The 12,761-nt window shown below is 44.3% G+C and carries 12 protein-coding genes and 1 pseudogene; 1 reads left to right on the forward strand and 12 read right to left on the reverse strand.

The genetic code is table 11. The features are described 5' to 3' along the window. The 9 genes and pseudogenes from H9J30_RS15945 to H9J30_RS15985 form a co-directional block, all read right to left on the reverse strand. Entirely contained in the window at window positions 1-1,014 is a 1,014-nt protein-coding gene (locus H9J30_RS15945; protein ID WP_240131886.1) for an ArsJ-associated glyceraldehyde-3-phosphate dehydrogenase, read from the reverse strand. Window positions 1,015-1,205: 191 nt separating this feature from the next. Next, a pseudogene (locus tag H9J30_RS15950) lies at window positions 1,206-1,441 on the reverse strand (thioredoxin family protein). A 9-nt stretch (window positions 1,442-1,450) separates the two neighbouring features. After that, window positions 1,451-2,446 (reverse strand): permease, encoded by a 996-nt coding sequence (locus tag H9J30_RS15955; RefSeq protein WP_240131887.1) that lies wholly within the window; start codon window positions 2,444-2,446, stop codon window positions 1,451-1,453. A 41-nt stretch (window positions 2,447-2,487) separates the two neighbouring features. Next, entirely contained in the window at window positions 2,488-3,507 is a 1,020-nt protein-coding gene (gene arsB, locus H9J30_RS15960; RefSeq protein WP_240131888.1) for an ACR3 family arsenite efflux transporter, read from the reverse strand. Window positions 3,508-3,516: 9 nt separating this feature from the next. Then, window positions 3,517-4,032: an arsenate reductase ArsC gene (locus H9J30_RS15965; protein ID WP_240131889.1), complete on the reverse strand. Its 516-nt coding sequence runs from the start codon at window positions 4,030-4,032 to the stop codon at window positions 3,517-3,519. A 35-nt stretch (window positions 4,033-4,067) separates the two neighbouring features. Further along, window positions 4,068-4,412: a metalloregulator ArsR/SmtB family transcription factor gene (locus H9J30_RS15970; RefSeq protein WP_240131890.1), complete on the reverse strand. Its 345-nt coding sequence runs from the start codon at window positions 4,410-4,412 to the stop codon at window positions 4,068-4,070. A gap of 278 nt (window positions 4,413-4,690) precedes the next feature. After that, entirely contained in the window at window positions 4,691-5,035 is a 345-nt protein-coding gene (locus H9J30_RS15975; protein ID WP_240131891.1) for a cytochrome c3 family protein, read from the reverse strand. A 65-nt stretch (window positions 5,036-5,100) separates the two neighbouring features. After that, window positions 5,101-6,768, reverse strand: coding sequence for an FAD-dependent oxidoreductase (locus H9J30_RS15980; RefSeq protein WP_240131892.1), 1,668 nt, complete (start codon window positions 6,766-6,768; stop codon window positions 5,101-5,103). A 399-nt stretch (window positions 6,769-7,167) separates the two neighbouring features. Next, window positions 7,168-8,397 (reverse strand): OprD family outer membrane porin, encoded by a 1,230-nt coding sequence (locus H9J30_RS15985; protein WP_240131893.1) that lies wholly within the window; start codon window positions 8,395-8,397, stop codon window positions 7,168-7,170. A 286-nt stretch (window positions 8,398-8,683) separates the two neighbouring features. On the opposite strand from H9J30_RS15985, the gene H9J30_RS15990 reads away from it, so the two are divergent. Continuing rightward, window positions 8,684-9,409 carry a FadR/GntR family transcriptional regulator gene (locus tag H9J30_RS15990; RefSeq protein ID WP_240131894.1) on the forward strand — a complete coding sequence of 242 codons (726 nt, stop codon included), beginning with the start codon at window positions 8,684-8,686 and terminating at the stop codon, window positions 9,407-9,409. Between the two features lie 756 nt (window positions 9,410-10,165). On the opposite strand, the gene H9J30_RS15995 is transcribed toward H9J30_RS15990, so the two are convergent. The 3 genes from H9J30_RS15995 to H9J30_RS16005 all read right to left on the reverse strand — a co-directional run bounded on the left by H9J30_RS15995 (window position 10,166) and on the right by H9J30_RS16005 (window position 12,760). Continuing rightward, complete coding sequence (locus H9J30_RS15995) at window positions 10,166-10,492, reverse strand: putative quinol monooxygenase (protein ID WP_172590899.1); 327 nt, start codon at window positions 10,490-10,492, stop codon at window positions 10,166-10,168. 43 nt (window positions 10,493-10,535) lie between these two features. After that, window positions 10,536-10,991 carry a GNAT family N-acetyltransferase gene (locus H9J30_RS16000; protein ID WP_240131956.1) on the reverse strand — a complete coding sequence of 152 codons (456 nt, stop codon included), beginning with the start codon at window positions 10,989-10,991 and terminating at the stop codon, window positions 10,536-10,538. A gap of 149 nt (window positions 10,992-11,140) precedes the next feature. Then, complete coding sequence (locus tag H9J30_RS16005) at window positions 11,141-12,760, reverse strand: DHA2 family efflux MFS transporter permease subunit (protein WP_240131895.1); 1,620 nt, start codon at window positions 12,758-12,760, stop codon at window positions 11,141-11,143. Between the last annotated feature and the right edge of the window lies 1 nt (window position 12,761).

The following is a 12,761-nucleotide window of genomic DNA, read 5'->3' on the forward strand; positions in this document are numbered from 1 at the left end:
CTAGCGCGGCAAATCAAGCTGGCCGACTAAGCGAGCGAGTTCTGCCGTACGGTTGGCATATCCCCACTCATTGTCATACCACACATAAAGTTTAAGTTGAGTACCATTCACCACCATGGTCGAGAGCGCATCGACAATGCTCGAACGCGGATCGGTTTTATAGTCAACCGACACTAACGGCCGCTCTTCATAGCCTAAAATACCCTTAAGCTCACCTTCGGCAGCGCATTGTAGCAGCGCATTCACTTCCGCTACTGTGACGCTGCGTTCAAGCTCAAATACGCAGTCGGTAAGAGATGCGTTAGCGAGCGGCACCCGCACGGCGTGGCCATTTAGCTTGCCCTTAAGCTCAGGGAAAATATGGGTAATCGCCGTCGCGCTGCCAGTAGTCGTTGGGATTAAACTCAAACCACAGGCGCGGGCACGGCGTAAATCCTTATGGGGCGCATCGAGAATCGTTTGCGTGTTAGTAATATCGTGGATCGTGGTCATCGATCCGTGTTTGATGCCGATCTGCTCGTGGATCACTTTCACCACAGGCGCAAGGCAATTGGTGGTGCACGAGGCAGCTGTGACGATTGGGTGTATGGCCGGATCGTATAACTGATGATTCACCCCCATCACCACATTTAACACGCCCTCTTCTTTCACGGGAGCAGTGACAACCACCCGCTTAACCCCCTGATCTAAATAGGCTTGTAATAAGGCTTTGGTTTTCATCACGCCGGACGCTTCAATCACTACATCGCAACCAGACCAATCGGTATCGGTAATGGCTTTATTGCGCGTGGTGCGAATAGTTTTATCTTGGATCTGAATCGCATCGGCATTCGCCGTCACGGGATAACCCCAGCGGCCATGGACAGAATCAAACTCGAGTAAATGAGCCAATGTATGGGCGTCGCCTGCGGGATCGTTGATCTGCACAAACTCCACCTCATCCCAGTCCCACGCCGCACGTAAAGCCAAACGCCCCATTCGCCCGAAACCATTAATGCCGATTTTGATTGCCATGATGATATTCCAGTATGTTGATTGTGAGTTTTATATCGTTAATTTTTTAATATGTTATGAATAAGACTGACTTTTTACTTAAGCGATGACACCGCCATTGCCAACCCTAATGGATGACAATGGCACATCTTGTTTACGCCGATTATTGCTAGGCCAAAAGCAAGCCTTGATTGACTAAAATGGCTGCTAATCTACTCCCTTAACCATCCTTCAATTCCATCTCGGGTCGGCACTGAGCCGCTGTGGATTAACTCACCATCGATCACGACTGCGGGGTTTTCATTACGTTAAATTTCAACAGGGTTTGCGGATCTGCATCCTTTTTCACAATCACATCTATGCCCATTTCTTCTGATATGTCCGCAATCATCTCGGCGGTTTTACTACATTTAGCGCAACCACTACCTAATACTATGACTTGTTTCATGTTATTTCCTTAAAGATAAGGTGCTGCAAAATTAAACATCCAACCTACTAACGTAAATGCCGTCAATAGCACAACCAACAGCAACGCCAACAGGCGCCACTGCATGACTTGTTTGAGTAAAATAAATTCAGGAAAACTGGCCGCCACTGTGCTCATACAAAACGCCAGCGTAGTGCCAATAGGCAAACCATTCGCCAGCAGACTTTCCATTACAGGGATGATGCCGGTCGCATTCGAATAAAGGGGAATGCCGATTAATACGGCCACAGGCACAGACCACCATTGGCCCTGGCCTAAGTGGGTTTCGATCCACCCTTCTGGTACAAAACCGTGCAGGGCTGCGCCAAGACCTACGCCGATAATGACCCACTTCCAGACGCGGCCAAAAATCTCAATCGCCTCAGCTTTGGCAAATTGATGCCGCTCAGATAAAGATAAGACCCGCGCAGCGGTAGACACATCATCAGATGCCGCCATCTGTCGTCCACGGACGAGGGCTTCAGCGGCGAAGGATTGCAACCAACGTTCGGTCTTCATCGCATCTAACAACACTCCGCCAAGCATACCCACTGTCATACCTACCGCCACATAGAGCAAGGTAAATTTCCAGCCGAGTAAACTCATCAGCAGCAATACGGCGACTTCGTTAATCAAAGGGGAAGTAATCAAAAAGGCAATAGTGATCCCAAGGGGAATGCCGGCCGAGGTAAACCCTAAAAACACCGGAATGCTTGAACAAGAGCAAAAAGGCGTGATGGCGCCAAAAATCGCCCCCAATAAATAACCTACGCCTTTATTTTTTCCCGCTAAATAATCTCGCACTCGCTCAACGTCTAAGGAAGCTCGCAGCAAGGCAATCACATAAATCATGACGAGGAGTAATACGAAAATTTTACTGACATCTTCAACAAAAAAATGCACAGCGCCGCCCAAGGCCGAACCCACCTCTAAGCCAAACACGCCGTACACTAGCCAAGTCGCAAAATCAGTAAATATTTGGAACATATTGATCCCTAATGCGATATCAACTTACATCATGCGATTATTTAAGATTGAAACCAGTGCCGCGTGCGATTAGCAAAATACACCAGCGACAACATTACTGGCACTTCAACCAACACCCCAACCACAGTCGCGAGAGCCGCCCCCGAGTGCAGACCAAATAATGAAATGGCCACAGCGACTGCCAGCTCAAAAAAGTTAGAAGAACCTATCATGCTCGCCGGTGCCGCAATCGCATGGGTTAGTTTCAGTTTTAAGGCTAACCAATAGGTTAAAATAAAGATGCCATAACTCTGGATAATCAAAGGAATAGCGATCAAAAGTATGTTTTGTGGCTGGGAGATAATGGTTTCTGCCTGAAAACCAAATAACAGCACGACAGTGGCTAATAAACCGATCACAGACCAAGGTTTAAGCTTTGCCAGTAACTGCGGCACAGCACTCGCATCATTACGAGCCTCAAGGCGTTTACGGGTCATGACTCCCGCAATCAAAGGCAATAACACATAGAGGACAACGGAAATTAAAAGGGTTTGCCATGGCACTTGAATATCGCTAACGCCAAGCAATAATGCCGACAGTGGCGCGAACAGAAACACCATAATGATATCGTTTACAGAGACTTGCACTAAGGTGTAGTTAGGGTCACCCTTAGTAAGTTGGCTCCACACAAACACCATTGCAGTACAAGGCGCTACACCGAGTAATATCATTCCCGCGATATATTCACTGGCGGTTTGCGGATCAACCCAGTCGGCAAATACCAACTTGAAAAATAACCAGCCTAACAATGCCATAGTGAATGGCTTAACTAACCAGTTGATGAAAAGGGTTAATATCAATCCTTTCGGCGCTTTGCCGACATTTTTCACCGCGGAAAAATCAATTTGTACCATCATGGGATAAATCATCACCCAGATAAACAGGGCGATGACTAAGTTAACATGGGCATATTCAAGCGCGGCTACAGCAGCAAATACATTAGGGACAACATTCCCCAACACAACCCCTGCAAGAATACTCAACCCGACCCAAACACTTAAATAACGCTCAAAAATTCCCATATAAACCTCTTAATCAACTAACGGATGGGCAAGTACAATTTGCTGTAATGCTGCCGATAAAACCCTTGGCTCGGCCTTTAAATCAACTCGCAGCAAAGCACTTACCCGATCCTCTAACAATCTGATAACTTTTAAAAAAGCGACATCTTGGCGTTCAGCGACCTGCTGACTTGGATCGGGTAATCCCCAATGCAATTTCAGTGTATTCCCTAGCCATAAAGGGCACGTTTCGCCCGCAGCACTATCACAAACTGTGATAACCAAATCCGGCGAGAAATCCGCTAACACATCCCAACTTTTACTGCTAAGCCCTGTTGTTGAGTAACCCTGTTCTTGTAGTTGTTTCAGGGTCTTGGGATGGACCTTGCCCGAAGGAGCGCTGCCAGCACTCATAAAGGTCAGTGGTAAACCGAATGCCAGTTGCCGAGCAATGGCCTCCGCTAAAATGCTTCGACAAGCATTATGTGTGCATAAAAAAAGCACTTTAAAATGGGGGGGTAGATCAACAGCCTCTGTAGCAGCCATCCCTTACTCCAATGCAGTACGTTTCAAGATTGACGTTAACAACACGCTTTGGCTCGCTCAGGTCGGCCACCCATTTGACAGAGATTACGCAGGTTATCCTGCAAAAAGATGTCGTTATCATCACTGGTTCGGGCAAGCACCTGCTGGCACCAAGGTGAGAGTTCAGCATTAATCCGATAAAACACCCATTGCCCTTGACGCCTATCAACCAACAAACCAGCTTTTTTCAACTGAGCCAAGTGGCGCGAAACCTTGGGTTGAATTTCCGATAACGCCGCCATCAACTCACAGACGCACAACTCCCCTTCGCGCTGAATGAGTAATAAACATTTCAGCCGAGTCTCATCGGCAAGGGCTTTAAAAAAAGTGACGGGGTGCATTGAGCGCTTCCAAAATAGCCATTAAACATATGCGAAATTATATATACGAAAAAACATATGTGTATAGTTATTTTTTTACCCATCTGTTTTTGGCTTAAAAACTGACAACTTAACCGAAGAAGATTGGGTGTATAACGAGGGGGAAATCGACTTAAGGTGCCAGCAAAAGTGGAGCTCCTTAGATTTAAGGCCATCAAACAAGCAAAATGAAATGCCAGTTAAGGTCAACTGGCATTTTGTGTCGAGAAGCTTTAAATGCGCTTGGTACAACTCAACTGCTATGGCGTGACTAGGTCAAACCGTGGATGACATCCTACACAGTAGTTTTCTGATTTTTGGTGAATATGATGACATTTCGCACAATCTGTTTCAGTCGCAAAATGGCGATTATTGTGGGGATTAGTCGGTTTCACGTTTTCGGTTTTTAGCGCTAATTTTTCAGTATTATGGCACTGTACGCATTTCAGCATAGTTACAGCTTGACGAGCCTCAGTACCATGGCAACTGTTACATTTTATTCCTTTTGCAGCATGGGTTTGATCAAGTAAAACATTATCTTTTGCTATCGCACTTGCTGCGAAAATACCCAAAACAAGGGCAAAAATAATGGTGAGATTCTTCATTTTAAATTCCATCCTTCATGTCACTGGATGCCAATAAAAAGCAGCCACTATTGATAATTTGGCGCTTAAAGTTTTGCGACGTATTTGCCTGCTAAATAACCAAAGGTATAGCAACGTCCCAGAGACAGGCCGAATACCGTTAATGGGTAATCAACACCACCGTAGAAGCCAGCACCTAAGTTACCCACAATGAAGAGGCCCGGAATTTCTTTACCATCCGCATCCAGTACTTGATGATTTTCGTTCACCAGAATTCCTGAACATAAGGTTGAAATTCTCATACGACGGTGAATGCCATAAAATGGTGGCTTAAGCACCGGAACCATTTTGCTCGCCGGTTTACCAAAATCTTCGTCTTTGCCTTTCTTACACAATTCGTTGTAACGATTCACGCTTGCAACAAAGGTTTTGGGATCACATTCTAGCTTCACAGCTAATTCTTCTAAGGTGTTGGCGGCGTAGGTATTGGTCAAAGAAGGGAATACACCTTTTTTCTCGCCGGGCACTTCAGGCATATAAACCTTAAGCTCCTCTGGAGAATAAAGATGACCAGGCCAATCCTTCGCTTGTGTCATGTAATCCGAATCAAATACCTGAGAGTAATGTCCCGCGTTATACTCATCTTTCAGGTAGTTATTCATTAATGACATTTCAACTGTTTCATTAACGAAGCGTTCGCCTTTACGGTTAACGGCTAAGAAAGGCATATCGCACATTGAAGCAGGACCCGCGTCGAAGTCATGCAACATTTTGGTATGACCAACAGGTTCAATAACCCCACCGGCCCAATACGCCATGGCAAAGCCATCACCCGTACGGTCCATTTGTTTGCGTTCAAAGTTTTTCAGATCTGGAATAAAGAAATCACACATGGCCTTGTTATTTTGGTAATCACCAGAAGACAGAATGACCCCTTTCTTCGCCATGTATTTGTGGTACTTACCATCACGAGTTTGAGCAATAACACCGATCACTTTGCCTGATTCGTCTTGGATCAGTTGTTTTGCAGGAGTGTTAAAGAAGAATTTAACACCCGCCTTTTCCGCTGTTTTTGCCAGTGCACGAATACCATCACCGGTTGTGTAGGGTTTAGGACCACAGAATGAGGTCACAAAATTTAAACGGTCAGATTGGTCCGCAATACCTCGAATACCATGTTGTACCTTGGTACCCTGATCGACCACTTGGCCACCACTTTGTTTCATTCGATCAATCACCCAAGTGACAGCTTCACCGGAGTTGTAAGCCCATTGTCTTAATAAACCAGGATGCGAGCGGTGAGCATTATCAGCCATCAAACGGCTTACTAACGCCTCAATAGCTGCTTTATCACTATTTTTAAGATCGATGCCAGAACCAGTGTTTCCCTGTGAAACAGGAATGGCTTGTTTTTGTAAACAGGCAACTGTGGCGCCGTTTTCTCTGGCAGATAAGGCGGCAGGAACACCGGAAGCTCCGGCACCGACAACAACAACGTCAAAGGTTTGAGTCGTTGCGATATCTTTATCTGCAATCGGTTTAGGTTTAGGTAAAAAACTTAAGGTTGCACCGCCAATCTCGGCACATTCGGCGCCTACTTGCAGTGGTGCAGCACTGGCAGACCCCATTCCTAAAGAGGCAAAAGCTAAACCACCACTGCCCATTGCCGCTCGAGTCAGAAAACTTCTTCGAGAGATCCCGTTTTGAAGCACACTCGCTGTGTATTGATCAATTTCTTTCGATTTATTACTCATTTGATACTCCTTTGCCCTCATTGCGAGTGGTATTGCACTCACAATGGTGCTGGGTCTATTCGTGCCCAGATTTTTTACGTGTATTTAGAAGCTAAAACCGCTGCGTTGACTTAAGAACACCCAATCAATCGACAATTAAATGTATGACATATGACAATACATAAAAAGAGGTATTAGCAACATCTTTGCAGTACTTCACAAAATATTTAATCTATGGAAAAACTAACCTTATTAAATAAGCAACTTCAGACTATTTTCAAACTCACCATTTAATAGATAAACACTCTAATTTTAATTATCTAATTAAAAATTAATTTAAATTTATTTTCACAAGAAAAAATGGGCATACCCAAAACAATGGTATACCCTTAAAAAGTTACAGGGGAGCAGTTTTCAGTACTAATGACCTAAAGTAAATTTATAGTTAATATAGAACCGAACATCATTGAAATTCTCACCTTGATCAAAATCAATAGTGGCATAACGAGCTTTCAGCCCCAAACCAGAAAGAGCCCCGGAGAACTTATAACTAATTGAATAGTTCATTTCGCTAAAATCACTTCCCTTATCCTCTGGCACATCATATTGCCCATAATATGCATAGGCCTCTAATCCATTAAGGCCCAGTTTCTCAAAATCATAGGCTAGTTTTAATGCATTGACTTCTTCATCAGCACGCGCAGATTGATATACCTGTTGAATAACCACTTTTTCATCTCCCCATGGAGTGAGCACAGTGTCATCACCAGTTTTAGCATATAGATAAGTGATATCAGCACCAGCAAACTTGGCACCGAGATGGAAACCATATTGATATGTGTCTAGTGGGCCGCCAGTTTCATCACCCGTTGCTTTCTGAGTTAAGTAAGATGGAGTGAGATAAAAATTAACCGCACTGATGTCAGTGGAGAATTTTACTTTTGCATAGGTTTGATTAAAAACATCTTCCATGCGGTAATGCCAAAGATTAACCTCGGTTTTGACCGCTTCGAAAGGTAACTGATATTTAGCACCCAGAGCATAAACAGGGTTATCTGCCACCTCAGTAATCACACCCGATCTTGCCAACTCACTTTGTACAGCTTCTTTAACGGAGATAAAACTGTTATCAGACCATCCCATTGAATCAGTAATGTACAGTGCGGAAAGTGTAAGATTATTTACGCTATTATTTTCAACTGAAAAACCACGAAATGTTCTTGGAATTGCTCTAATATCATGTGGGTTCATCATGGGGGTTCTTAATTCTTGAGCCCCAAGTTTAAATTTAGTATTCCACCAATCACCTTGAATAAAATATTCTTGCAATCGATTGACACTATCATGGTCGCCATTTTTATCTCGAGCCACTAAACCATAAACACTATCAGAATCATTAGTCCAAATTGGATTAGCAGAGGCAAAGCTAGTACCAAAACTAATACCGTTAACTTTAGCGGTATTATAATAAAACAACCCACCTAATGACGTATCATGTTTTTTATTCGTTGCACCATCAAAATCACGCGTAAAATCAAATAACCTCAACTCTCCTTTAACCGTCCCTTCACTAAACATTTTGTCAATAGTCGTATCTGCAAATACAGATACAGAAAGAGCAGATAGCACAAAAAAAGATAAATATTTCATTTTCATCATCATCTTCCTGTTATGAGTTGACATGTTCAACATGTCTATACTGGTTAAGAAATAGACTCAAAACCATCTCACACAAATGTATGACGTATAACCTTTATCAACAATAATGATTGAACGAATATGAGAAATAAGTTGCGAAATCTATCAAGATGTTACATCGATCAACAAAAGTGAATGTTTTTTAATCACTAATGTAGAGAAAGCGAGAGTACAATTTCTGCCTAAAAAGTACTTTTATGTTAAGATGCCTGAACTAAGCATATAGAGGGGCAGACTAGTGCATAACTTCAAGCCAATTAAGCAGATAAAAGCATCTAGTGAAGTTGGACAACAGCTGAAAAACGCTATTTTAGGTGGTGATTATAAAGCTGGAGATAAACTACCATCCGAACGCGAACTCATAGAATTATTCCAAGTCAGCCGTACGGTTGTCAGAGAAGCAATTAAGAGTCTTGAAGCGGGCGGCTTAGTGGAAATTCGCCAAGGCGCAACAGGCGGCGCATTTGTAAAACATCTGACATTTGAACGTTTAAGTGACGCCTGCCATGATATGTTTATGATGGGAAAGCTATCACTCCCCGAATTATGCCAAGCGCGCATTTTGATTGAGCCTCAAGTAACAAGAATGGCAGCTAAAAATTGCACACCAACACAGGCAATAGCGCTACACGAAGCTTTACGACACGAGAATGATTCGCACGCTTATCCGGATACTGTCGCCTTACGCTCCGAAGTGCATTATTTGTTAGCAGAGATGTCTGGCAATCGCTTCTTAGAGGCAATCGTGAAATCACTGCTAATTTTACTTAAAAATCAAACGATAAAATTTGAACCGCCAACGGATGAAATCCATCCTTTAGGCCTACATGATGCAATAGTTCAAGCTGTTATCGAAAAAGATGAAGCCAAAGCCGAAGCTGAAATGTTAGCGCATTTAGAAGACTTTAATAGTCGTTTGAAAGAAATCGAACGCAGATATATCAAACGGCAAAGTGACTCATAGTACTGGAGCGTTTCGCTGAATTTAGGCATTACAACACAGTGTAATGCCTCATCCCTCTTCAATAGCCCTTGATGGCTAATGGACCAAGCCCTAAAGCAATGGCCTCTTCTAATCGGAAAACTGAAACGGCTCATACCGTCTTTTAAATATTTACAACATATCAAATCTACATTTAAAGCTAACGCCATCAATTGATGAATCGGAATGTATCCCTTTCATTGCAGCTTACCTTTAAAGCATTTATCGCCACCTTCGCTTTAAAAAACAAAACGCCTAATGAAGTTCATTAAACGTTTTAGGAGTAAATAACCGTCAATAAATGTCGGACAAGACGCCCAGAAGCGAGTAATCCGGTTACGAAAAACAGGCTAGCGATGCGATGAACGCAGCTCATACTGAACATGCTTATAGACTCAAGGTGCAAGATATTATTTCTTGCAACGTCCAATGTTGGAACCAGTAGATGTGACTTTGTTACACTCCTTAGCGACTGTCTTAGGGTCTTCATCATGTGTCGATGCGCAGCCACTTAAACCAAGAAGCGCAAGGGGGATAAGTACCACTGTCCATTTTTTTAGCATTGTATACATCCACAAGTTAGTTACTGTTTAAAAATTTGTTGCCACAGTGCAACATTAAAACAGGAAGCTAACCAATAAAATCTCTTGTTACAATACTATAAACTGCAAAGCTAATGTAAATTAATACATTCTGCTGAAGACTTAGCGTTTATTAAGCGATGTGACGGTAAACCACTTAGGCGATGACTTGGTGATAGGTTTCCACATGGAAGGACTCAACCAACTCGGGCATCACCTGATGGAAATAATGCTGAATGGCATCCTTAGCGCAGTGCTCATCGAACGCGGTGATATCGACAAACTTCTCAACAAAAGTCACGCGGCGCGGTTCATCACGGCTGACATTGAGCTCATACCGGATACAGCCCGCTTCACGGCGTGTGTCGGGGATAAGCGAGGCGAGTGCAGCAATCAAGGCCTCAGTTTTGCCTTCCTTAGCTAAAAAGCTCGCAACGCACACGAGTTGTTGTTGATTGATTTTATAGTCCGTAACTGTAGTCATTTGATTTCCTTAATAAGAGTAAATTCAGCTAGTTAAAACCAGATCACTTAGGCTGATAGCGCATATCAATATGGGGAATACCATCTTCCAAATACATTTCGGAACAGGCGCTAAAGCCGAGTTTTTGGTAGAAGCTTTTCAGATAATCCTGAGCACCAATTTGGATACCCGCAGCAGGCCAAGTGCTGAGCGCAGCATCAATTGCATTCTGCATAAGAGGTGTTGCCAATCCTTGCCCACGTCCCGCTGGAGATATCACCACGCGGCCAATGCTTGCCTCAGGATAACTCAGCCCCGGCGGTAAAACTCGGGCATAAGCAAGTAATTCACCCTGTGGCGATAAACCCATTAAATGCAGAGTTTCAGGATGCCTATCTTTATCGTCTAGTTCAGGGTAAGCACAGGCTTGCTCGACCACAAACACATCAACACGTAACTTGAGAATGTCGTACAAAGTATTGGCATTTAATTGATTAAATGACAGATTTTGCCACTGAATGGAATTTTGTATCGGCATAGATGCGTCTCTACAACAATCGAAGGGACCTGCGAGTCTACCACAGTGCTTAGCGCATAAAAAAGCGCCTTAATGCTGGGGGAGAATTAAGGCGCAAGGAGTTAATGAGAACTAACAACAAAACCTAAGCCTTAATCGATTACCGTATCATGGGCCGCTTGGCTCTGGGGTTTACGAATGAGCAGCACAGCCACTACGGCAATTAGCAACAAGGCTCCCATAATAAAAAACACATCATTATAGGCTTGTATATACGCCTGCTGACTCATAGTTTTCGCCAATAATGCTTTAGCCTGCGCGGCGGCGGTGTAAGGATCAGAGCCCCCCATCTGCAGCAGACTCGCGCTCTGGTTTAAATAATCCTGTGCCTGAGCACTAACTGCAGGCAAAGACTCCTTCACATGTGCTAAATGGTTGCGGGATAGATTATCGGTTAAGGTCGCCACCAGCGCGATACCAAAGGCGCCGCCTAAATTACGCATCACATTTAACACCGTTGAGGCCGATGGGTTTTCATGGGGTTTTAAATGGGCCGTCGCCAGCATTCCAATAGGCACTAAAATAAACGGCTGACCCAAGGCGCGTACTACTTGAGAGGCAATCATCTGCGGCCCTGCGTAATCGGCAGTCATTTGGCTGTTCATATAATAACTAAGGGCAAACATAAAAAAGCCAAAGGCGGCCAAGTAACGACCATCGAAACGCTGCATTAAACGCGGCACTAATGGCAAAACGAGTAGCTGCGGAAATCCCATCCACATAATCACCTCGCCGATTTCCAGCGGTGTGTAATCATGGACTTGCGATAAATACAGTGGGATCAAATAGATCGCGCCAAAGAGTGCCATCCCCAGTAAAAAATACGCCACGGTTGAAAGCACAAAATCACGTTTACCGAGCAGGCGTAAATTCACTAAAGGCTCTTTACGTTTAAGTTGGATCCACACAAACAGCACTAAATTCACCGCGGCAATAATGGCGAGATTGCGGATCAAATCCGAACCGAACCAATCTTTACGGTTTCCCTCCTCAAGCACCACCTCAAGGCAACCCATCCCCAGCGCCATAGTGACAATGCCAGCAAGGTCAGCATTTTTTAATTTATCCCACACCACAGGTCGTTTTTCGAGACCATAGGCCAACATCGCCATCACCAGTAAACCGGGTGGCACGTTGATATAAAACAGGTAATGCCAACTAAAGTGCTCAGTTAACCAACCGCCTAAGGTTGGGCCAATCGACGGCGCAAAGGTAGCCGTCACGCCAAAGAGCGCCATCCCTACAGCACGTTTATTCTCGGGTAAAAATTCTAAGATCAACCGAAATGCCAGCGGGATCAGCGCGCCACCAAAGAAGCCCTGCAACGCCCGAAAGGCGATCATAGACTCCAAGTTCCACGAGATAGAACAAAGAATAGAAGCAAAAATAAAAGCCGCAGTGGTCCAGAGCAGATAACGCCGTACCGACAACCCAGTGCTTAACCAGCCTGAGAGCGGAATAGCGATCATCTCGGCAACCAGATACGCCGTTGAAATCCAACTGCCTTCTTCGAGCGTTGCCCCAAGGCTACCTTGAATCTCCTTCATCGAGGCATTGGTAATTTGAATATCGAGGATCGCCATAAAGGCACCGATCAAACCACCAAAAACGGCAATCCACGAACGACGACTGCCGCGCTCGTATGCACTCGGCGCACTAACTGTTGTTGCTATCGCCATTGCAGGTGCAGTGTCAGCTCCGACGGCACTCATC

The organism is Shewanella cutis, from assembly GCF_022410515.1.
Lineage (GTDB): Bacteria > Pseudomonadota > Gammaproteobacteria > Enterobacterales > Shewanellaceae > Shewanella > Shewanella cutis.

What these genes read in the sequence shown, in the direction of transcription:
- H9J30_RS15945 (WP_240131886.1), bottom strand. Translation starts at nt 1,014, where the DNA reads ATGGCAATCAAAATCGGCATTAATGGTTTCGGGCGAATGGGGCGTTTG.
- H9J30_RS15955 (WP_240131887.1), bottom strand. Translation starts at nt 2,446, where the DNA reads ATGTTCCAAATATTTACTGATTTTGCGACTTGGCTAGTGTACGGCGTG.
- arsB (WP_240131888.1), bottom strand. Translation starts at nt 3,507, where the DNA reads ATGGGAATTTTTGAGCGTTATTTAAGTGTTTGGGTCGGGTTGAGTATT.
- H9J30_RS15965 (WP_240131889.1), bottom strand. Translation starts at nt 4,032, where the DNA reads ATGGCTGCTACAGAGGCTGTTGATCTACCCCCCCATTTTAAAGTGCTT.
- H9J30_RS15970 (WP_240131890.1), bottom strand. Translation starts at nt 4,412, where the DNA reads ATGCACCCCGTCACTTTTTTTAAAGCCCTTGCCGATGAGACTCGGCTG.
- H9J30_RS15975 (WP_240131891.1), bottom strand. Translation starts at nt 5,035, where the DNA reads ATGAAGAATCTCACCATTATTTTTGCCCTTGTTTTGGGTATTTTCGCA.
- H9J30_RS15980 (WP_240131892.1), bottom strand. Translation starts at nt 6,768, where the DNA reads ATGAGTAATAAATCGAAAGAAATTGATCAATACACAGCGAGTGTGCTT.
- H9J30_RS15985 (WP_240131893.1), bottom strand. Translation starts at nt 8,397, where the DNA reads ATGAAATATTTATCTTTTTTTGTGCTATCTGCTCTTTCTGTATCTGTA.
- H9J30_RS15995 (WP_172590899.1), bottom strand. Translation starts at nt 10,492, where the DNA reads ATGACTACAGTTACGGACTATAAAATCAATCAACAACAACTCGTGTGC.
- H9J30_RS16005 (WP_240131895.1), bottom strand. Translation starts at nt 12,760, where the DNA reads ATGAGTGCCGTCGGAGCTGACACTGCACCTGCAATGGCGATAGCAACA.